This window comes from Thauera chlorobenzoica (genome assembly GCF_001922305.1).
GTDB classification, from domain to species: Bacteria; Pseudomonadota; Gammaproteobacteria; order Burkholderiales; family Rhodocyclaceae; genus Thauera; species Thauera chlorobenzoica.
The window spans coordinates 2,723,705-2,744,355 of record NZ_CP018839.1; the positions used below are offsets into that span (position 1 = coordinate 2,723,705).

General features: G+C 65.2%; 15 protein-coding genes. 7 read left to right on the plus strand and 8 right to left on the minus strand.

Translation table 11 applies throughout. The features are described 5' to 3' along the window. Positions 1-51 precede the first annotated feature (51 nt). From Tchl_RS12680 to Tchl_RS12695, 4 genes are all read right to left on the minus strand, one after another. Positions 52-1,650 carry a type IV pilus modification PilV family protein gene (locus Tchl_RS12680; protein WP_075148724.1) on the minus strand — a complete coding sequence of 533 codons (1,599 nt, stop codon included), beginning with the start codon at positions 1,648-1,650 and terminating at the stop codon, positions 52-54. Positions 1,651-1,673: 23 nt separating this feature from the next. Continuing rightward, positions 1,674-2,996 (minus strand): pilus assembly PilX N-terminal domain-containing protein, encoded by a 1,323-nt coding sequence (locus Tchl_RS12685; protein WP_075148725.1) that lies wholly within the window; start codon positions 2,994-2,996, stop codon positions 1,674-1,676. Between the two features lie 83 nt (positions 2,997-3,079). Next, positions 3,080-3,691 (minus strand): prepilin-type N-terminal cleavage/methylation domain-containing protein, encoded by a 612-nt coding sequence (locus Tchl_RS12690; RefSeq protein WP_198158952.1) that lies wholly within the window; start codon positions 3,689-3,691, stop codon positions 3,080-3,082. Between the two features lie 17 nt (positions 3,692-3,708). Then, on the minus strand, positions 3,709-4,278 hold the full coding sequence (locus tag Tchl_RS12695) for a GspH/FimT family pseudopilin (protein WP_075148727.1): 570 nt from the start codon (positions 4,276-4,278) through the stop codon (positions 3,709-3,711). Positions 4,279-4,556: 278 nt separating this feature from the next. Here Tchl_RS12695 and Tchl_RS12700 point away from each other — a divergent pair, with 278 nt between their 5' ends. The 4 genes from Tchl_RS12700 to Tchl_RS12715 all read left to right on the plus strand — a co-directional run bounded on the left by Tchl_RS12700 (position 4,557) and on the right by Tchl_RS12715 (position 8,243). Next, on the plus strand, positions 4,557-5,321 hold the full coding sequence (locus tag Tchl_RS12700) for a retropepsin-like aspartic protease family protein (RefSeq protein ID WP_083945232.1): 765 nt from the start codon (positions 4,557-4,559) through the stop codon (positions 5,319-5,321). Positions 5,322-5,385: 64 nt separating this feature from the next. Further along, positions 5,386-6,027 (plus strand): CoA pyrophosphatase, encoded by a 642-nt coding sequence (locus Tchl_RS12705; RefSeq protein ID WP_075149720.1) that lies wholly within the window; start codon positions 5,386-5,388, stop codon positions 6,025-6,027. Positions 6,028-6,103: 76 nt separating this feature from the next. After that, positions 6,104-7,033: a CobD/CbiB family protein gene (locus tag Tchl_RS12710; protein ID WP_075148728.1), complete on the plus strand. Its 930-nt coding sequence runs from the start codon at positions 6,104-6,106 to the stop codon at positions 7,031-7,033. 28 nt (positions 7,034-7,061) lie between these two features. Continuing rightward, on the plus strand, positions 7,062-8,243 hold the full coding sequence (locus tag Tchl_RS12715; RefSeq protein WP_075148729.1) for an acetyl-CoA C-acyltransferase family protein: 1,182 nt from the start codon (positions 7,062-7,064) through the stop codon (positions 8,241-8,243). Positions 8,244-8,336: 93 nt separating this feature from the next. Here Tchl_RS12715 and msrB read toward each other — a convergent pair whose 3' ends face one another. The 3 genes from msrB to ppsR all read right to left on the minus strand — a co-directional run bounded on the left by msrB (position 8,337) and on the right by ppsR (position 10,905). Further along, positions 8,337-8,747, minus strand: coding sequence for a peptide-methionine (R)-S-oxide reductase MsrB (gene msrB, locus Tchl_RS12720; protein ID WP_075148730.1), 411 nt, complete (start codon positions 8,745-8,747; stop codon positions 8,337-8,339). Positions 8,748-8,750: 3 nt separating this feature from the next. Further along, entirely contained in the window at positions 8,751-9,920 is a 1,170-nt protein-coding gene (locus tag Tchl_RS12725; protein WP_075148731.1) for a DUF2863 family protein, read from the minus strand. Positions 9,921-10,071: 151 nt separating this feature from the next. After that, complete coding sequence (ppsR, locus tag Tchl_RS12730) at positions 10,072-10,905, minus strand: posphoenolpyruvate synthetase regulatory kinase/phosphorylase PpsR (protein ID WP_075148732.1); 834 nt, start codon at positions 10,903-10,905, stop codon at positions 10,072-10,074. Positions 10,906-11,033: 128 nt separating this feature from the next. On the opposite strand from ppsR, the gene ppsA reads away from it, so the two are divergent. Further along, on the plus strand, positions 11,034-13,400 hold the full coding sequence (gene ppsA, locus Tchl_RS12735) for a phosphoenolpyruvate synthase (protein WP_075148733.1): 2,367 nt from the start codon (positions 11,034-11,036) through the stop codon (positions 13,398-13,400). 192 nt (positions 13,401-13,592) lie between these two features. After that, entirely contained in the window at positions 13,593-16,688 is a 3,096-nt protein-coding gene (locus Tchl_RS12740; RefSeq protein WP_075148734.1) for a putative bifunctional diguanylate cyclase/phosphodiesterase, read from the plus strand. 47 nt (positions 16,689-16,735) lie between these two features. Here the strand turns inward: Tchl_RS12740 and Tchl_RS12745 are convergent, their stop codons facing one another. Next, the gene (locus Tchl_RS12745; RefSeq protein WP_075148735.1) at positions 16,736-18,268 is read right to left on the minus strand and encodes a fumarate hydratase; all 1,533 of its coding nucleotides are present in this window, start codon (positions 18,266-18,268) and stop codon (positions 16,736-16,738) included. A 277-nt stretch (positions 18,269-18,545) separates the two neighbouring features. On the opposite strand from Tchl_RS12745, the gene acs reads away from it, so the two are divergent. Further along, complete coding sequence (gene acs, locus Tchl_RS12750; protein WP_075148736.1) at positions 18,546-20,510, plus strand: acetate--CoA ligase; 1,965 nt, start codon at positions 18,546-18,548, stop codon at positions 20,508-20,510. Positions 20,511-20,651: the final 141 nt, after the last annotated feature.

The following is a 20,651-nucleotide window of genomic DNA, read 5'->3' on the forward strand; positions in this document are numbered from 1 at the left end:
GCGGATCGGAGCAGGCTGACGCGCTGATCGCACAGCCTATCTGCAAGGGTTTCAGGGGAAGTTGAGCGTGTTGATGGCGTTGCAGACGAATGGCTCTAATAGCGTCTTGGTGACGGTGGTATTGCCTGAGGTTTGGCTGACTGTGACGGTCGTTGAACCCTCTGCCGCCGTGATGCCGCAAGTATAGTTTTTGATGTTCCCGCCGCTGGTTGCGCATTCGACGGTTTCAACCGAGCTTGTCGCACTGACCTTGGCGCCGGAGCTTTCGGTGCTGCCACTGACCGTTCCGCTGCAGGTGTTGGCCGAACCACCGGAACCGTCGTCCTCGCCGCTGTCTCCGCCACCGAAATCGCCTGCCCCCGCGTCGATGAAAGTGGGCCAGCCCGGCCATATTTTGGGACACTTGTCGTCTGCCGGGCTGTCGTCGGGCGACAGACACAGGGCCGCACCGGCATTCTTGTGGAAGTGCGTGCTGAATCCGCTCATGACGCTTTGGCAACTGTCCTGAGCTTTAAGGTCGGTGATCAGGAAGTGGTGGTTGAAGTAATTCTGCGTTGTCGAAGACGTACTGTAGCTGCTGAAGTGCGATGGCTTCGGCATCCCGTCTTCGGGATATGTGCCGCCGTTGGCGATGCCGGTGATGAAATATCCGGTCGCTGCGCTTTCCAGGCTTTTATAGCCGCGATACACCCGGCGCGAAGCGGGCTGGGCCATCGGCAGGGTGGTCCAGTAATTCATGCTGCTGCTGGTGGTGAACGTCGGATCGCCGACGCAGACGTTGACTTCATTGGTGTCGAGATTCTGGATGGCGATGTTGGCGTACCAGCCTTCGCCAACGTAGCATTTATATTCGTAATATTTGAGCTTGCCGCCCGTGTCCGGCACGGTCGTCAGTGCAATGCTGGCACTGGTGCTCGGAAAGCAATGCCCTTCGGCGGTGCTGGCGACGAGCACCTTGGCAGGCTGGAAATTCGACTTCAGCCGGTCGGTATCGAAGTAAATCCGGCCGCTGATGGTGGCGAATTCGCGCGGGTTGTTCTTGTCGATCGGGTCGAGGACGAGCAGGACGTTGCCTGCGGTGTCCCGGAGCTCGCGCTTGTCGCCATCGTTGTACACGCCGGCTTCGCCCGCTTCGCGCTGGATCGGGACGGCAGGCCGCTTGGCGAGGCCGATCGGCGGGTGTAGAGCGTTTTCATAACCGGGGACGCCCTCCTCGAGGTGGATCAGCAACTTGGGGTCCGACCAGTTGAGCAGGGTGCGGACGGTGACGCTGTCGGTGCCGGCGCCGCCATCCGTGGGTGAACCCCAGTTCGCGGGTGGAACCCAGCTGACCGTGACGTCGATGCGCTTCAAGGTGGTGTTCAGGTCCGTCACCGTCCGCAGCACGGTAAACAGCGCGTTCTTGCCCGCCACACTGGTCGTTGGCTGATCTCCGATCCCATCGAAGCTGCTCTTCAGCACCTGGGTGCGCAGCGCTTCGATTTCGGCTTGTGCAAGCTGGGCGGCTTCGGCCCTGGCTTTGGTGAGGCCGGCGGCGCCCAACATGTGGGCGTCGAGCTTGCCGAGGGCGAGGATGCCTACGGAGAGGACCACCACCGAGATCAGTCCCTCGAGTAGTGCGATGCCGCGTAGATGGCGATGAATCAGCATGGGGGCTCCTGTGCTGGGGCGGCTTATTCGATGGTCCAGTCGCGCCACGACCCGGCGATGGCAGTGCGGCGGCCTACTTTCATGGTGTTGCCGAGCACGGCCTCGTCGTAAAAGATGGTCGGATTGCCGTTGAGATTGGTGGTGCCACCATGGGCCAGCACGGCACCGTAGATATTGCCGTTTGCATTGCCGCTGAGGCTGCCCGAGGTGTAGAGGACGCCGTAGAAGTCGATGCCGGCGCCGAGGGCGAGATCACCATCGACGATGAGGACTACCGGGCGGTCGATGGAGCCGATCGGTTCGTTGCCGGAGAGGGTAAGTGGGCCGTCGACCCAGATCACCTCTCCGTGCACCCCAGCGGCAAATTTATCGGCGGCCTCGCTCGGGGTCAGGACCTCGCTGGCGACGCTGTCCTTGTAGCCGGTCTTGTCGAGGCCGAAGAATTGGCGGAAGAAGCTGGCTTCGGACAGTGCGGCGAGGTTGATGTCTTTGTCGACGACGTCGGCGCCGATGGTATTGGCATTGGCGCCCTTGTCGGTCGATTGCAGCAAATGGGTGGTGCTCTTGTTGGTCGGCGCCTTGCACTTGTTGTTGTAGATGCGGTCGTTTTCATCGGCGATGACCGCGCATTGATCCCCCAGGGCATCGGCCAGCTGATAGCTTTTGTAGATGTCCGATTCGGTCGGATAGACGCTGTCATCGCTGTAATTGGCCGGTGTGCTGCCGGGATTGCGAATGAAGCTCTTCACGGTGGCGTTGCCATAATCCAGGCTGCCGCCGGTCCAGTAGGTGAGGTTGTTGAAATAGTTGACCACCGTAAAGCTGCCGCCCATGCCGGCGGAGGCCGGCGTCGAGAGTGGGTTGTTTACCGCGCCGGAGGGGAATGCCGGCGTGCCGCCGAGGCGCTGGACGATGATGTGGCGGGCGGAATCGTCGTCGCTCCAGCCGCAGGCGACGGCGAAGGGCTGGAGCAGGTATTCGCCAGCGGGCGGCTGGCAGTTCTGGATCGGCGGCACCGCAGCGGGCGTGTCGGCACATCTGAAATCGGCGACCGCAGGGGAGCAGAATGCAACGCGGATGTGGGCCGCCAGTACATCCGGAAGTGCTGGCTTCGAATCATTGTCCGGATCGGCCGCCGTGTTCAGAGGGTTGGTGGCCATGGTGATATCGATGCCTCTGGCAAATTCGCCCACGGCGTAATCCATGCCGCCTTGTGCATGCTCGAACGCGGCCCTCGACCGCGCCTCGTTGGCCGACAGGCGCTGCTCGGAGAGGGCCGAGCGCGAGGCAACAAAGACGGTGAGCGTGGAGATCAGCAGGACGACGACCGAGAACAGGAGGGCCATCGCTCCCTCTTGCGCATGTAAGGCCGCTGGTGCGCGATGAACAAGGCTCGAAACGGGCATCGTGTTGGCTTCCATGTTTCGTGTCAGAACACCCTGTCGTTGCGCACGCGGATCGTGTCGCGGGTTTGCACCGCCACGCTCTGGTCGGCCGTGAGCTGGGCGGCGATTTCGATCGTGATGCGCTGGACGAGGACGCCGGAAACAAGATCGTCGCAATCGATCGCGTTGCTGGTGATCCGATCGAAGCATGCCGATCCGCCGGCATCGAAGTCGAGGGCGGTGATGGCGACCATGCCCGAGTCGGTGATCGCTACCCAGGTGCCGCTGGTGCAGTCTGCGAGCGTTCCGCCGTCCTTCAATTCGATCTGGCCCGCATTGAGGCGAAAACCGGCGTTGCGCTCGCTGCCGTCGAACTGGTAGCGATAGACGATGCAGCTGCCGCTGTCATCGATTGCGACCGAGCCCTCGCCCGCATCGAGGCCGAATCCGGCCCGCCGGATTTCGAAATTCATCAGCTCGGTGAGGGCGCGGATCTCCTGGTTGAGCCGGTTGGCGGCGAGGATGTCAGCGCTACTGCGGGTGGTGGAGACATACACGCTGCCGACGGCGGCGACGACGATCAGGCCGATGAGCAGGCCGACCATCAGCTCGATCAGGGAAACGCCCCGCTCCGGCTTCCACTTCGAGCAAAGCATGTGCCTGCCTTTGTCTTTCAGCATGGCTTGTAGCCCCCGGCATTCGTCGTGGCAGAGGGCGAGCACAGGCGAATCCGGCCGATCGGATTGAGGGCGAGGCGCGCCGTCCACCCGCGCTGCGAGGTGAAATCGAGTGTGGCACCGTTCGCAGCGATGCCGCTGGCGAGTCCGCGGGGATTGAACGCAAATGTCGCCAAGCTTGCATCCAGTTTGACGCCGGGGTAGCGGGACGGATCGCTCATCCGGGTCACGCCGGTTCCGCCTTCGAGAATTTTGCAGTCGCTCGCGTCAGCGCAGGCGCCGGTGCCATGGGAAAGGCCGATCAGCCAGCTGCCTGCGGCGCCTGTGCTCATCGTCACCCGCGTGGTGCGCGACTGCTTGATCGCCTCGGAGCGCGCCATGTGCAGCAGCGAATAGGCTTCTTCGACCGCGCCGACGGCGCGCTTCCTGTCGATCATGTCCACCATCGACGGTGTTGCGATCGCGGCGATGATGCCGAGAACGGCGACGGTGACCATCAACTCGACGAGGGAAAAGCCCGCGCGTGCAGGGGAAGGGGAGGTGCTTCGCCGCCAGGCCTGATTCATCTGCGGAACTCCTGTCCGGTTTCCGGTATCCCTCGGGAGGGCTAGTGCGGGACAATGTCTCCGCCCGGCGGCGCTCGAAGGCGGGACGCCGTTCTCCGCTGCCGGCTGGGCGCGATGTCGCTGCCTTGCGCGCCGGGTTATTGTGCATCATCTTCGCATGCAGCCATATGCTCTTCTGGGTGCAGGCGATGACGGAGGGCAAACCGAAGCAAAAGAGGTCGGCATTCATATGGCCGTAAAATCGGAAACGGCAATTCAATTTATTTTTATAATCGATAATGCAGCTCGACTTCACCGGAATCGACTCGTTGCCTGGATTCTTGCCGAATCGTTTTGCCGAGCCTCCGGAGGCGATCGGCGCGGGGCGTTGCCGGGAACATGCTGGTCGGTGGTTGCGTCGCGCTGCGCTGGTGCTCGCGGTTGGGGTGGCGGTGTTTCCGGCGCACGGCCGCGGGCCGGCGGACGTGCTGCTCGGCGGCGTATTTGGCAGCAAGGCGGTGCTTGTCATCGACGGCGGGCTGCCGCAAACCCTAGCGGTCGGGCAGCTCAGCGCCGAGGGCGTGCGTCTGCTTGCCGCCGGGGAGAGTACGGCGGTTGTCGAGCATGAGGGCGCGGTGATCCATCTGCGCCTGGGCGAGTTCGGAGTCCGTGCTGCGCGACATGAGGGAGGGGGGCGCTCTTTTTCCGTGCAGGCCGATGCGCAGGGGCATTTTTTTGCTCCCGGAAAGGTCAATGGCGTGGATGTGGAGATGCTCGTGGATACTGGCGCGACTCTGGTTTCCATGGGGCGGGCTCATGCGGACCGTCTGGGCCTGAACTATTCAGCGGCGCGCAGGGTCGCTGCTGCCAGTGCAAGCGGTACGGTCGGAGGCTGGGTGGTTCGGCTGGAACGCGTCGAGGTGGCGGCTTTGCGCCTGCAAGATGTCGAAGCCCTGGTGCTGGACTCCGAGCTGCCGTATGTGTTGTTGGGAATGAGTTTTCTCAACCGTGTCCAATGGCAGCGCGATGGACGGACCCTCCGCTTCGCACGCCAAGACGATTGAGCACTCTTCTTTCGCGCACACATGATCTTCGCGGCGAATGCCGCTCATTTCCTGGTCCATGAAAATGCAGCTTCCTGCTTCGAATCCGCCTTCCGTTGATATCGACGCCTTGAAAGCACGGCTCTCCGTTGCCGGGCGAGGGGGCAGGCACGGGGACTGGCCCGGCATCGAGCAGGTCGGGGCGCACACCCCGGCGGCCGTCCTGGTTCCCGTCGTCGCGCATGAAAGGGATTTGTCCGTGCTCCTGACCAAGCGCACCGCACACCTCCATCACCACCCCGGCCAGATCAGCTTTCCCGGAGGGCGGGTCGAAGAGAACGATTCTTCTCCAGTGGATACCGCCTTGCGCGAGACCGAGGAGGAGATCGGCCTCTACAGCCGTCAGGTGGAGTTGCTCTGTGCACTGCCGGATTACTTTACCGGTACGGGTTTCCGGATCACGCCGGTGGTGGGGCTGGTCCATCCTCCGTTCGAACTGAAGCTCGACGCCTTCGAGGTGGCCGAGGCGTTCGAGGTGCCGTTGTCGCATTTCCTCGATCCCGCCAACCACCAGCGCCACAGCATGGTCCACGAGGGGCGCCTGCGCTATTACCATGCCATGCCGTACAAGGGCTACTACATCTGGGGGGCGACCGCGGGAATCCTGATGTCCCTGTACCGCACCCTGTGCGGCGATGCGGCGATGCCGGTGCGGGACGAGGGGTGAGCGCCGGGCTTTGTGATATCTTCCGCGCCGGTTTGTTCCGCATCCACCCGCTGGCCGTTTTCCGTTCCCATCCCCGATGACGCTGTTGACCTTGATCCTCGTACTGCTGCTGGAGCAGGCGCGCCCATTGCCACTCCGGCGCTGGGTGCTCGCTCCGCTGCGCAGGGTGATGGCGATGACTGGCGGGGGCGGCGGCGATGCCCCGGTGTGGACGGTTCGCGCAAGGTGGTTCGTGTTGACGGGCGCCGGCACCCTGGGTTCTGCGCTGGCGTACTGGCTGCTGTGGGAACTGCATCCGGCACTCGCCTTCGGCTTTAATGTCGTGGCCTTGTATTTCGCCATGGGCTTTCGCCAGGAAAGCCGTTTTTTCACCGGGATTCACGTCGCCTTGCGTCTGGGCGAGATCGATCGTGCGCGTACGCTGCTGGGGCAGTGGCGCGGCGGGCAGTATCCGGATGCGAGCGCCAGCGAAATCGCCCGCCTGGCGATCGAAAAGGCGCTGGTGTCGGCGCACCGCACGGTGTTCGGTGTGGGCTTCTGGTTCGTCCTCATGCCCGGCCCGAGCGGTGCGCTGATGTACCGGCTGGCGCGTTTCCTGGCGGAAGAACCGGACGCCTGGGGGCGTGTTGCCGGCGCGGATGCGGGTAAAGGGTTCGCCCAGCGCGGGTTCGATTTCATCGATGCCGCGCCGGTGCGCCTGACCGCCGCGGTGTTCTCGGTGATGGGCAATTTCGAGGACGCGATCTACTGCTGGCGCTCGCAGGCAGTGCTGTGGCCGGAGAGGTCGTCGGCTATACTGATTGCTTGTGGCGGCGGTGCGCTGGGGGTACGCCTCGGCATGCCGGTCCATGAATCCGGCGCAATCGTCGACCGCCCCGAAATGGGCCTGGGCGACGACGCGAACGTCGATCACATGCAAAGCACAGTAGGCCTGGTATGGCGGGCACTGCTCGTGTGTCTGTTCCTGCTCGCCTTGCTCGGCGCTGCCGGGTGGGTCGGTGGGTAACGCGCTTTTTCCTGATAGGGAGCTGGTTATGGCAAATCGTGAAGTCGTTGTTCTGAGTGCGGTCCGTTCCGCGGTGGGGGGCTTCAATGGCTCGCTGAAAGACATGGAGCCCTGCGAGCTGGGCGCGGTGGTGGCGAAGGAAGCGTTCGCCCGCGCCGGCGTCGACCCGAAGGCAGTGTCTTTCGCCGCCGTTGGCAACTGCATTCCGACCGACTCCCGTTATCCGTACGTCGCCCGCGTGGCGACGATCAACGCCGGCATGGCGATGGATTCGGTGGCCTTCGCGGTGAACCGCCTGTGCGGTTCGGCGCAGCAGGCCGTCGTCAGTGCCGCGCAGGCGATCATGCTGGGTGATGCCGACTACGCTGTCGGCGGCGGCGTGGAAGTGATGTCGCGTGGTGCCTATCTGATGCCGACGCTGCGCAGTGGCGCGCGCATGGGCGACACGAAGGCGATCGATGCGATGGTCGCGGTGCTGACCGACCCCTTCGGCGTCGGCCACATGGGGATCACCGCCGAAAACCTGTGCACCAAGTGGGGGATCTCGCGGGAAGAACAGGACGCGTTCGCGCTGGAGTCGCAGAAGCGCGCTGCGGCGGCGATCGCCGACGGCCGTTTCAAGGGCCAGATCGTCCCGATCAGCTTCGAGACCCGCAAGGGCACGGTGGTGTTCGACACCGACGAGCATCCGCGCATGACCACCCTGGAAGCACTGGCCAAGATGAAGCCGGCGTTCAAGAAGGACGGCTCGGTCACCGCCGGCAATGCCTCCGGGATCAACGACGCCGCGGCCTTCCTGGTGCTGGCCGATGCCGCCAAGGCCGCCGCGGCGGGCCAGAAGCCGATCGCCCGCCTGGTTTCCTACGCCATCGCCGGGGTCCCGAACGACGTCATGGGCGAGGGTCCGATCCCCGCCACCCGGCTCGCGCTGCAGCGCGCCGGCCTGACGCTCGACCAGATCGACGTGATCGAGTCCAACGAAGCGTTTGCCGCCCAGTCGATCGCGGTGAATCGCGGCCTGGAGCTGGACGCGGCGAAGGTCAACCCGAACGGCGGCGCCATTTCGCTGGGCCACCCGGTGGGTGCGACCGGTGCGGTGATCATCACCAAGCTGCTCCACGAGCTGATCCGCAGCAACGGCCGTTACGGCCTCGCGACCATGTGCATCGGCGGTGGCCAGGGCATCACCACGGTGTGGGAACGCGTCTAAGCGCGCTTTCCTCCACGAAAAAAACCGCGCGGCCGCAAGGCTTGCGCGGTTTTTTCGCTTATGGCGTGGTTCTTTTCTCGGGCGGTCGGGGGGCTAAGGTTTCCCGTCGGGGTCCTTTTCCAGCCTGATCGACACTGAGTTGATGCAGTAGCGCAAGCCGGTGGGCTGGGGGCCGTCATCGAAGACGTGACCGAGGTGGGCGCCGCACTGCTGGCACAGCACTTCGGTGCGCACCATGAAATGGCTGCGATCGACGGCGGTGTCGAGGTTGCCGGGCTCGGCCGCCGTCCAGAAGCTGGGCCAGCCGCAGCCGGCGTCGAACTTGTGCTCGGAGCGGAACAGCGGGGCTCCGCAGCACACGCAGCGGTAGCCTCCCTTGTCCCATGTATTCCAGTACTCGCCGCTGAAGGCCGGCTCGGTGCCTTTGCCCCGGGCAACGCGGTACTGCAGGTCGGTCAGTTGGGCACGCCATTCGGCGTCGCTTTTTTCGATCTTGCGGTTCATCGTCTAGTGCAGATGCCGCGGCATCTGTTCCGAATGCTCCTCGGGCATTTCCGCATGAACCACTTCGCCTTCGGAGGAGGGATAGAGCGGGGCGCCGCAGTCATCGCAATACTCGAGCGGAAACTGGTGCTCGAGGATCACGACGTCGCTGACACCGGATTCGCGCAGCACGGCTTCGATCTGTGCAGGACTGTCGGTGCTGTCGTCCTCGGCGCCGAGCAGGGGCCAGACGACGCCATGCACGACCTGATCGTGTCCGTGCACGGTGAGGCCGATGCGGTATTCCTCGAGATCCCGATCCCAGAACGGGGCGATCACGGCGCGCAGGTTGGCCGCCGGGGTTTCCAGTGTGGTGGCGAGGAAGGCGACCGAGGCGCGGACCGAGTACGGGCGGCTGTCCGTGTCGGCCGTGCGGCTGGCGGCGAAGTAGGATTCCGGCAAAACCAGCTCGATGGCGCAGCCCGGGAGCAGGGGGGCCAGGCAGGCGCCGCCCTGGGTGCGCCACTGGTCGCGTGCGGTGTCCCGGCTGCCGTCGGCTTCCTGCCAGCGGAACAGGGCCTGGCCGTGGGGCGTGGCGACCGCGGCGAGCAGGTAGCGGGTGTCGGACAGGAACTGCGCGGTCTCGGGCATGCCTTCGGTGTCGACATGCAGGTCCTGGTTGTCGAGCGCGGCGGCGCCGATCGTCTTGGCGAACTCGGCAGTGGCGCAATAGCCCTGCGGCAGCTGGTCGGGGCTGAAGAGGAAGTCGGCGACCGACAGCCGTGCCCCCTTTGCCAGCACATGGGCCTGGAGATGGACGCGCAGGTTGGCGAGCACTGCGGGTGGAATCGAGGTGGCAGGAATGCGATAGCGCGACCAGGCGAGCACCGGCGCGGCAATCAGGACGACTTCGTGCGTGTCGGAAGCCTTGGCGGCACATTCGGCGCGCGACTCGATCTGGTCGGCGAGCTCGTCGTAAGCCCGCGGTTCGGCGCTGTGGAGGCGGTCGAGTGCGGCGTTGAGGGCGCTTTCCTCGTGGTTTGCGAGTGCCTCGTCGAGGGTGGCGGCCAGTTGCTGGTCCCAGTACCGGTCTTCGACCCGGCTGCCTGAATCGGCCAGGCCGTTGGCGAGCCAGACGAGTTGTTCGGCGATGCGGCCGAGGCCGCCACGGCGCTTGAGGCGCGTTCTTTTCATGGGATGTCCTGTTGCTGTTCGGGGCGGACCGGGGCAGGCCCGGCCTGCATGAAATCGTATTCTAGCCGAAGGACGTGTTCGCGCTGACGGAGGGGCGACGGGAGGCAGGGTTGCGGCCCGTCCGGACCGGGCCCGACTTTGTGCGGCGGGGTCAGAAGCCGGGACGGTTGAGACGGATGGTCTGCAGGATGGTGGCCGATATCTCCTCGATGGACTTGGTCGTCGATTCCAGCCAGCGGATGTTTTCGCGGCGCATCAGCTTGTGTGCCGCTTCGATCTCGTAGCGGCAGTTGTCGAGCGCGGCGTAGCGGCTGTTGGGGCGGCGTTCCTGGCGGATCTGGGACAGACGCTCGGGAGCGATGGTGAGGCCGAAGAGCTTGTTGCGGTAGCGGTGCAGCTCGCCGGGCAGCTTGTTGCGTTCGAAGTCTTCCGGGATCAGCGGGTAGTTGGCGGCCTTGACCCCGAACTGCATCGCCAGGTACAGGCTGGTGGGCGTCTTGCCCGAACGCGATACGCCGACCAGGATGACGTCGGCCTCGGCCAGTTCGCCGTCGCTGGAGACGCCGTCGTCGTGGGCCATGGCGAAGTTGATCGCCTCGATGCGGTGCTTGTAGTTGAGGCTGTCGGCGATGCCGTGGAAGCGGCCGACGGCGTGGGTGGAGCGTTCGCCCAGTTCGGTTTCGAGCGGGCCGATGAAGCGTTCGAAGAGGTCGAGGAACAGGGCGTCGGCTTGATGCAGTGCAGCAATACTGTCTTCGTTGACCAGGGTGCTGAACACGATCGGGCGCACGCCGTCTTCGGCTGCGGCCTCGCGGATCTGGCCGGCGCACTCGATGGCCTTGTCGATGTTGTCCACGAAAGGGGCGCGAACCTGCTTGAAACTGCGCTCGGGAAACTGGGCGAGCAGGCTGTGGCCAAGGGTTTCGGCGGTGATGCCGGTGCCGTCCGAGACGAAGAAGATGGTGCGTGGGCGCGTGTCGCTCATGGTGTCTGTCCTGTGGCTGGGGCATCCGGCGTGCTGCGGCATTGGGGCAAACCCTGCGGTGCGGCGCAGCACAAAAAAACGTTAGAATTGCATTTTGCTGTCTATCCAAAATTTTCGGAAGGCCACCCATGACCCGTTACGTGATCCCCTTCAACGAACTGCGCATGACCGATGTGGAACAGGTCGGCGGCAAGAATGCCTCGCTGGGCGAGATGATCAGCCAGTTGCCTGCCAGCGTTCGGGTTCCGGGGGGCTTCGCGACCACGGCCGAGGCCTACCGCGAGTTCCTCGCCCACGATGGCCTCGCCGAGCGCATCAATGCCGCGCTCGATGCCCTCGATGTGGATGACGTCGATGCGCTGGCGAAGACCGGCGCGCAGATCCGCCAATGGATCGTCGACCTGCCTTTCCCGGCCAGGCTCGAAACCGAGATCAAGGCCGCCTACGAGGCGATCACCGCCGAGGGCGAAGGCAGCTTCGCGGTGCGCTCGTCGGCGACCGCGGAAGACCTGCCGGACGCCTCCTTCGCCGGCCAGCAGGAAACCTTCCTCAACATCCACGGCTACGAGAACATCCTGCACGCGATGAAGGAAGTGTTCGCCTCGCTGTACAACGACCGCGCGATCGCCTACCGCGTGCACAAGAACTTCGCCCACGCCGACGTGGCGCTGTCGGCCGGGGTGCAGCGCATGGTGCGTTCCGACACCGGGGCCTCGGGGGTGATGTTCTCGATCGACACCGAATCGGGCTTCGATCAGGTGGTGTTCATCACCGCATCTTATGGCCTCGGCGAAACGGTGGTGCAGGGCGCGGTCAATCCTGACGAGTTCTATGTGCACAAGCCCACCCTGGCGCTGGGCAAGCCGGCGATCATCCGCCGCAACCTGGGCTCGAAGCTGATCAAGATGGTGTTCACCGACAAGGCCGTGGCCGGCAAGTCGGTGCGCACGGTGGATGTGCCCGAAGCCGAGCGCAACCGTTTCTCGCTCACCGACGCCGACGTTCTCGAACTCGCCCGCTATGCGGTGATCATCGAGCGGCACTACGGCCGGCCGATGGACATCGAGTGGGGCAAGGACGGCGATGACGGCAAGCTCTACATCCTGCAGGCGCGCCCGGAAACGGTGAAGAGCCAGGACAGCGGCCTGGTGATGGAGAAGTACCGCCTCAAGCAGTACGGCAAGGCGCTCACCCATGGCCGCGCGATCGGCCAGAAGATCGGCGCCGGTGTGGTGCGCATCGTCGGCGACGCCTCCGAGATGAACCGCGTCCAGGCTGGCGACGTCCTCGTCACCGACATGACCGACCCCAACTGGGAGCCGGTGATGAAGCGCGCCAGCGCGATCGTCACCAACCGCGGCGGCCGCACCTGCCATGCGGCGATCATCGCCCGCGAACTCGGCATCCCGGCGATCGTCGGCTGCGGCAACGCCACCGAAGTGCTGCAGGAAGGCGAGTCGGTCACCGTGTCCTGCGCCGAGGGCGACACCGGCTATGTGTATCGCGGCAAGCTCGACTACGAGGTCATCACCACCGACATGGGCAACCTGCCCGAGATTCCGGTGAAGATCATGATGAACGTGGGCAATCCCGAGCTCGCCTTCGAGTTCGCGCAGATTCCCAACGGCGGCGTCGGCCTGGCGCGCCTGGAGTTCGTCATCAACAACATGATCGGCATCCACCCGAAGGCGATCCTCGACCTCGGCCAGGTGCCGGCCAGCCTGCGCGACGAGATCAACCGCCGCTCGCGCGGCTACGCCACGCCCAAGCAGTTCTTCATCGAGAAGCTGGTCGAGGGCGTGGCCACGATCGCCGCGGCCTTCTACCCGAAGCCGGTGATCGTGCGCATGTCCGACTTCAAGTCGAACGAGTACCGCAAGCTGCTCGGCGGCGAGATCTACGAGCCGGAAGAAGAAAACCCGATGCTCGGCTTCCGTGGCGCCTCGCGCTACATCGCCCACAGCTTCCGCGACTGCTTCGAGATGGAAGTGGCGGCGATGAAGAAGGTGAGGAACGAACTCGGCCTCACCAACGTGCAGATCATGATCCCCTTCGTGCGCAACGTCGAAGAGGCGGCGGGCGTGGTCGAACTGCTGGCCGAGCACGGCCTCAAGCGCGGCGTGAACGACCTCAAGCTGATCATGATGTGCGAGATTCCATCCAACGCGATCCTCGCCGAGCAGTTCCTGCAGCACTTCGACGGTTTTTCGATCGGCTCCAACGACCTCACCCAGCTCACCCTGGGGCTGGACCGCGACTCGGGCCTGGTGGCGCACGCCTTCGACGAGCGCGACCAGGCGGTGAAGCAGCTGCTGTCGATGTCGATCAAGGCGGCAAACCGTCTCGGCAAGTATGTCGGCATCTGCGGCCAGGGCCCGTCGGACCATGCGGATTTCGCCGAGTGGCTGATGGACGAAGGCATTCAGACCATTTCGCTGAACCCCGACACGGTCGTCGACACCTGGCTCAAGCTCGCCGCGCACCGTCAGCAGTAAGGCCGGCGCAGCGCTGCACATTAGGTCGCTGAACCGCCCTTCGGGGCGGTTTTTGCGTCTACGATAGCGATGATGCACCTGCCCGGAACAAGCGCATAATGTGCCCGTCCTGGAACGGGCTGGCTCATGATGAATGATGATCCGCGTACGCAATCGGAACAATCGTGCGGTGCTGCCAGCCGGGACAGGAGCTTGCTGCACGCCAAGATGCAGGCGCTCGACTGTCTCGCCACCCATTATGCGCTGCTCTCGGGGACGGCTTTTTACCAGGCAGTGTGCCGGCACCTGGCCGAAGCGCTCGAACTCGACATGGTGTGCGTGGGGCGGCTCGAACCTGGCGGCGAGACCGTGGCGGTGGTTGCGGGCTGGGCCTTCGGCCAGCCGTTGGCGTCGTATTCCTACCGCCTGGAAGGCACGCCCTGTGCCGAGGTGGTCGGCTGGGCGACCTGCATCCACCCCGCGGGGGTGGCGTCGCGCTTTCCCGATGACCCGGAACTGGCCGCGAACGGCATCGAGTCCTACTGCGGGGTGCCGCTTTTCGCCCGCGACGGCAGCGCGCTCGGCCTGATCGTGGGGCTGGGGCGTCGTCCGCTGCGCGATTGCGGATATGTCTGCGCCCTGATCGAGCTCTTCGACGACCGGGTCAGCGCCGAAATGCAGCGCGAACGCGCCGAAGCGGCCCTGACCCGGCGCGTCGCCTTCGAGCGTCTGGTATCGGGGGTGGCCTCCGAGCTCATCCTCGCCTGTCCGGAGCAACTTGATGCCGTGCTCACTCACGCCCTGGGCGAAATCGGCGTGTTTGCCGCCGCCGACCGCGTTTATGTGTTCCAGCTGACGGCCGACGGCCGGGCGGTCGACAATACGCACGAGTGGTGCGCGCCGGGGATCGAGCCGCAGCGCCGGAACCTGCAGGGCATCCCGTTCGACGACCGGCTGATGTTCAGCCGGCGCATGCGGCGCTTCGAGACCGTCGACATTGCGCGCGTGGATGCGCTTCCCGAGGAAGCCATGCTCGATCGCAAGATCCTCGCGGCGCAGTCGATTCAGTCGCTGCTCGCGGTGCCGATGGCGGCCGAAGGGCGGCTCATCGGTTTCATCGGGCTGGATGCGGTCCGCGAGGCGCGTGTCTGGTCGGACGAGGAGAGGACGCTGCTCACCCTCGCCGGCAACGCCATTACCGGCGTGCTCGAACGCAAGCGTGCGCACGACACCCTGCGCGACAGCGAGGCGCGCTACCGCCTGGTGGTGGAGAGCGTGAAGGAGGTGATCTTCCAGACCGATGCCGGCGGTTGCTGGACTTTTCTCAACAGCGCATGGGCGGACGTCACCGGCCATCGGGTAGGGGTGAGCCTGGGAACCCGCTTTCTCGATTACGTCCATCCCGACGACCGCGAGCAGCACCGTGCCTGGTTCGAGCGCCTGATCCGCCGCGAAGTCGAAGCCTGCTGCCTCGTCGTACGCTATTTGCGGATCGAAGGCGGGTTCTGCTGGGTCGAGGTCAATGCCCGCTCGATTACCGACACGGGTGGCAGCATCGTCGGGATTTCGGGCACGCTGAACGACGTCACGGCGCAGAAAGAGCACGAGTCCCAGCTCGAGTACATCGCCCATTACGATGCGCTGACCGGGCTGCCCAACCGGGTGCTGCTGCATGACCGGCTGCAGCGCAGCATGGTGCAGGCGCGCCGCCGTGGGCAGCAGCTGGCCGTGGCCTATATCGACCTGGACGGGTTCAAGGCGATCAACGACCTGCATGGCCACCGCGTAGGAGACCAGCTGTTGACCGTTCTGGCCGCGCGCATGAAGGCGATGCTGCGCGAGGGCGACAGCGTTTCGCGCCTGGGAGGTGACGAGTTCGTCGCGGTGCTGGTCGATCTAGCCGATCTCGACGCCGGCCTGCATTTGATCCAGCGCTTGCTGGCGGCCGTGGCGCAGAGCGTGCCGGCAGGCGGGCAGGTCCTGAAAGTGTCTGCCAGCATCGGCTTGACGCTGTATCCGCAGAGCGAGGAAGTCGATGCCGACCAGCTGCTGCGCCAGGCCGACCTGGCGATGTACCAGGCCAAGCTTGCCGGCAAGAATCGCTACCACGTTTTCGACACCATCCAGGACCGCTGCCAGCGCGGCCGCCACGAGAGCCTGGCGCGTATCCGCCGGGGACTGGAAGCCGGCGAGTTCGTGTTGCTGTACCAGCCCAAGGTGAATATGCGCACCGGCCTGCTCAACGGGCTCGAAGCCCTGATCCGGTGGCACCATCCCGAGCAGGGTGAGCTGGAGCCGGCGTCCTTCCTTCCCGTGCTCGAGGATCACCCCCTGTCGGTCGCGCTTGGCGAATGGGTGATCGAGAGCGCGCTGGAGCGGATGGGGCGCTGGAAGCGGGACGGTTTCGACGTGCCGGTGAGTGTCAATATCAGCGCCCGCCACCTGCAGTCGCCCGATTTCATGGCGCGCCTGCAGTCGATGCTGATGGCGCATCCCGAACTGGGGCCGGGCAGCCTGGAGCTCGAGGTGCTCGAAACCAGTGCGCTCGAGAGCATGAGCCAGGTGTCGCGGATCGTCGAAGAGTGTGCCGGGATCGGCGTCTCCTTTGCCCTCGACGACTTCGGCACCGGCTATTCCTCGCTCGCCTACCTGAAGCGGCTGCCGGCGGCGAGGCTGAAGGTTGACCAGCTTTTCGTGCGCAACATGCTCGAGGACCCCGACGATCTGGCCATCCTGGAAGCGATCCTGGGGCTGGCGCACGCATTCCGGCGCGAAGTGATCGCCGAAGGCGTGGAAAGCGTGCGGCACGGCAAGCTGTTGCTGCAACTGGGGTGCGAACTGGGGCAAGGCTACGGCATCAGCCGCCCGCTGGCCGGCGATGCGGTGCCTCTGTGGGCGGCGGCCTGGTCCTTGCCGGTTGCCTGGCGCGACCGGCACCCGGTGGAGCACGATTACGCCGCACTGCTGCGTGTCCAGGTGGAGCAGCGCGCGATGATGAACCAGCTTGCGGCGTGGGTCGCGGACGATTCCCGCAGTCCGCCGCCGCCGGTGTTCCGCGATGGGCGTCTGCTGCAGTGGCTCGAGTGCCTGCAGGTCGGAACCGCGGGGCGGGGCGGACATGAAATCGCGGATCAGTACCGCCTGCTGTATGCCCGGGTCGGAGCGCTGTTCGAGTGCCACTGGAGGCAGGACCGCGCGGGGATGGTGTGCGCCCTCGATCTCGCCCGCAGGCAATTGCGCGCAGTACATGCGCGCATCCAGCGTCTGGTCGATGGACCTCGAGGAGGAGCGGAATGGCGCCCGAACTGAAACCGGCGCCTTGCGGCGCCGGAGTCGGGGCAGAACGCAGACCGCGCTCAGGCGACGCTGACCGGGACCTTGCCGATCCTCGCCTGCCACTCGCGCGGGCCGGTGTTGTGCACGCTGCTGCCCTGGGCGTCGACCGCCACCGTCACCGGCATGTCCTGCACGGTGAATTCGTAGATCGCTTCCATGCCGAGATCTTCGAAGCCGACCACCTTGGCTTCCTTGATCGCCTTCGACACCAGGTAGGCGGCACCGCCGACCGCCATCAGGTAGGCCGAGCGGTTGTCCTTGATCGCCTCGATCGCGACCGGGCCGCGCTCGGACTTGCCGATCATCGAGATCAGGCCGGTCTGCTCGAGCATCATCCGGGTGAACTTGTCCATGCGCGTGGCGGTGGTGGGGCCGGCGGGGCCGACGACTTCGTCGCGCACCGGATCGACCGGGCCGACGTAGTAGATCACCCGGTTGGTGAAGTCGACCGGCAGCTTCTCGCCCTTTTCGAGCATGTCCTGGATGCGCTTGTGCGCGGCGTCGCGGCCGGTGAGCATCATGCCGTTGAGCAGCAGGATCTGGCCCGGCTTCCAGGAGGCGACCTCTTCCTTGGTCAGGGTGTCGAGGTTCACCCGGGTGGCGACGTTGGTGTCGGCCTTCCAGGTAACCTGCGGCCAGTCCTCGAGCCTGGGCGTGGGCAGGTGGGCGGGGCCGGTGCCGTCGAGGTGGAAATGCACATGGCGGGTGGCGGCACAGTTCGGGATCATCGCCACCGGCAGGCTCGCGGCGTGGGTCGGGTAGTCGAGGATCTTGACGTCGAGCACGGTGGTCAGTCCGCCCAGACCCTGGGCGCCGATGCCCAGCGCGTTGACCTTGTCCATCAGTTCCAGGCGCAGTTCCTCGGCGCGGGTCAGCGCGGTGCCGGCGGCGGCCTTGGCGCGCAGCTCGTGGATGTCGACCGGCGCCATCAGGGATTCCTTGGCCAGCAGCATCGCCTTTTCCGGCGTGCCGCCGATGCCGATGCCAAGGATCCCCGGCGGACACCAGCCCGCGCCCATCGTCGGCACCGTCTTGAGGACCCAGTCGACGATCGAGTCGGAGGGGTTGAGCAGGGCCATCTTGGTCTTGTTCTCCGAGCCGCCGCCCTTGGCCGCACAGATCACCTCGATGCCGTCGCCCGGCACGATCTCGTAGTGCACCACCGCCGGGGTGTTGTCCTTGCTGTTGATGCGGGCGCCGGCCGGATCGAGCAGGACCGAGGCGCGCAGGGTGTTGTCCGGGTTGGTGTAGGCGCGGCGCACCCCTTCGTTGACCATCTCCTGGACGCTCATCTTCGCGTCCCACTGCACATTCATGCCGACCTTGAGGAAGACCACGGCGATGCCCGTATCCTGGCACAGGGGGCGGTGGCCTTCGGCGGCCATGCGCGAATTGGTCAAGATCTGCGCGATCGCATCCTTGGCCGCAGGGCTTTCTTCGCGCTCCCAGGCCTCGCCGAGCGCCTTGATGTAGTCGAGCGGGTGGTAATAGCTGATGTACTGGAACGCATCCGCAATCGACTGAATGAGGTCTTCTTCGCGAATAATCGTCATGGTGCTTGGTCTCCGGGATGACAAGGGGGCAGAATGGAGTGGCGGGACCTGGGCCCGCCAAGGAGCGGAATTCTAGCATTGCGCTGCTGCCCCCGTCGTGGGTGGGGCAGTGTAAGTCCTGTGTAAGATAAATGCCCTTAAATGCCGGCACATTCAGGGTTTCGCTGCGACCGTTCCCCGGCGGTCCGTGTCGTCCGAGCCCGTTCAAGGCTGGAGCCAACCAGCCGGACCCGCAAGGGTCAGCTTCAACCATTTGAACAGTTGAGGAGAGGTGAGCATGTCAAACGAGCAACAAGTCCGCATTTACAACCCCCCCCAGGCGATGGTCGAAAACGCCGCGGTGTCCGGCATGGATGGTTACCGCGCGCTGTGCAAGGAGGCCGAAGACGATTACGCAGGCTTCTGGGGGCGCCGTGCCAAGGAACTGCTGGACTGGGAGAAGCCCTTCACTCAGGTGCTCGACGAGTCGAGCGCCCCCTTCTTCAAGTGGTTCGCCGACGGCAGGCTGAACGTCTCGTACAACTGTCTCGACCGCAACGTCAATAACGGCCTCGGCGACAAGGTCGCGCTGATCTTCGAAGCCGACAGCGGCGATGTCACCAAGGTCACCTACAAGGACCTGCTCGGCCGCGTCAGCAAGCTCGCCAACGCCCTGCGCGGCATGGGCGTGAAGAAAGGCGACCGGGTGGTCATCTATCTGCCGATGTCGATCGAAGGCGTGGTCGCGATGCAGGCCTGCGCGCGCATCGGTGCGACCCACTCGATCGTGTTCGGCGGTTTCTCCGCCCAGGCCCTGCGCGATCGCATCGAGGACGCCGGTGCGGTGGCGGTGATCACCGCCGACGGCCAGTTCCGCGGCGGCAAGGCCTTGCCGCTGAAGCCGATCGCCGACGAGGCGCTGGCCCTGGGGGGCTGCGATTCGGTGAAGAACGTCATCGTCGTCAAGCGCACCGGCGCCGACATCGCCATGCTCGGCGGGCGCGACAGCTGGTACCACGACGCGGTCGCCGCCCAGTCCGAGCGTTGCGAGCCGGAGTGGGTCGAGGCCGAGCATCCGCTGTTCATCCTCTACACTTCGGGTTCCACGGGCAAGCCGAAGGGTGTGCAGCACTCCTCGGCCGGCTATCTGCTGCAGGCCGTGCTGTCGATGAAATACACCTTCGACATCAAGCCCGACGACGTCTATTGGTGCACCGCCGACATCGGCTGGGTCACCGGCCATACTTACATCACCTACGGCCCGCTCGCCTGCGGTGCGACCGAAATCGTATTCGAGGGGGTGCCGACCTACCCCGATGCCGGCCGCTTCTGGAAAATGATCCAGGACCACAAGGTCAGCATCTTCTACACCGCGCCGACCGCGATCCGCTCGCTGATCAAGGCTGCCGACAACAACCCGGCGGTGCACCCGAAGCAGTACGACCTGTCGAGCCTGCGCATCCTCGGTTCGGTCGGCGAGCCGATCAACCCGGCGGCCTGGGAGTGGTACTACGAGAATGTCGGTGGCGGCCGCTGCCCGATCGTCGATACCTTCTGGCAGACCGAGACCGGCGCCCACATGATCACCCCGCTGCCGGGCGCCACGCCGATGGTGCCGGGTTCGTGCACCCTGCCCTTCCCCGGCATCATGGCCGCGGTGGTCGATGAGACCGGTACCGAAGTGCCCTGGGGCCAGGGCGGCATCCTGGTGGTGAAGAAGCCGTGGCCGGCCATGATCCGCAACGTGTGGGGCGACCCCGAGCGTTTCAAGAAGACCTATTACCCGGACGACTTCAAGGGCAAGCTCTACCTTGCCGGCGACGGCGCGATCCGTGACGCGGAGACCGGTTACTTCACCATCACCGGGCGCATCGACGACGTCCTCAACGTTTCCGGCCACCGCATGGGCACGATGGAGATCGAATCCGCCCTGGTGGCGCACGAGAAGGTTGCCGAAGCCGCGGTGGTGGGCCGTCCCGACGACGTCACCGGCGAGGCGATCGTGGCCTTCGTGGTGCTGAAAGGGCCCCGTCCGAGCGGCGAGGACGCCGCGAAGATGATCAAGGAGCTGCAGACCTGGGTCGGTCACGAGATCGGCCCGATCGCCAAGCCCAAGGACATCCGCTTCGGCGAGAACCTGCCGAAGACCCGTTCGGGCAAGATCATGCGCCGTCTGCTGCGCCAGCTCGCCAAGGGCGAGGATGTCACGCAGGACACCTCGACCCTGGAAAATCCGGCGATCCTCGAGCAGCTCAAGGGCTGATCGCCGTGCCGGGCGCCTGCGCCCGGCACGAGGAGTGACAGGAGAAGGTCCGGCCATGCCGCCGGACCGGAAGGGGAGGGAGACCGGGCGCGCCCTGCGCGCCCCCTGTTGGTGCGAAGCGCCGAATCCGCCGAAAAGAGC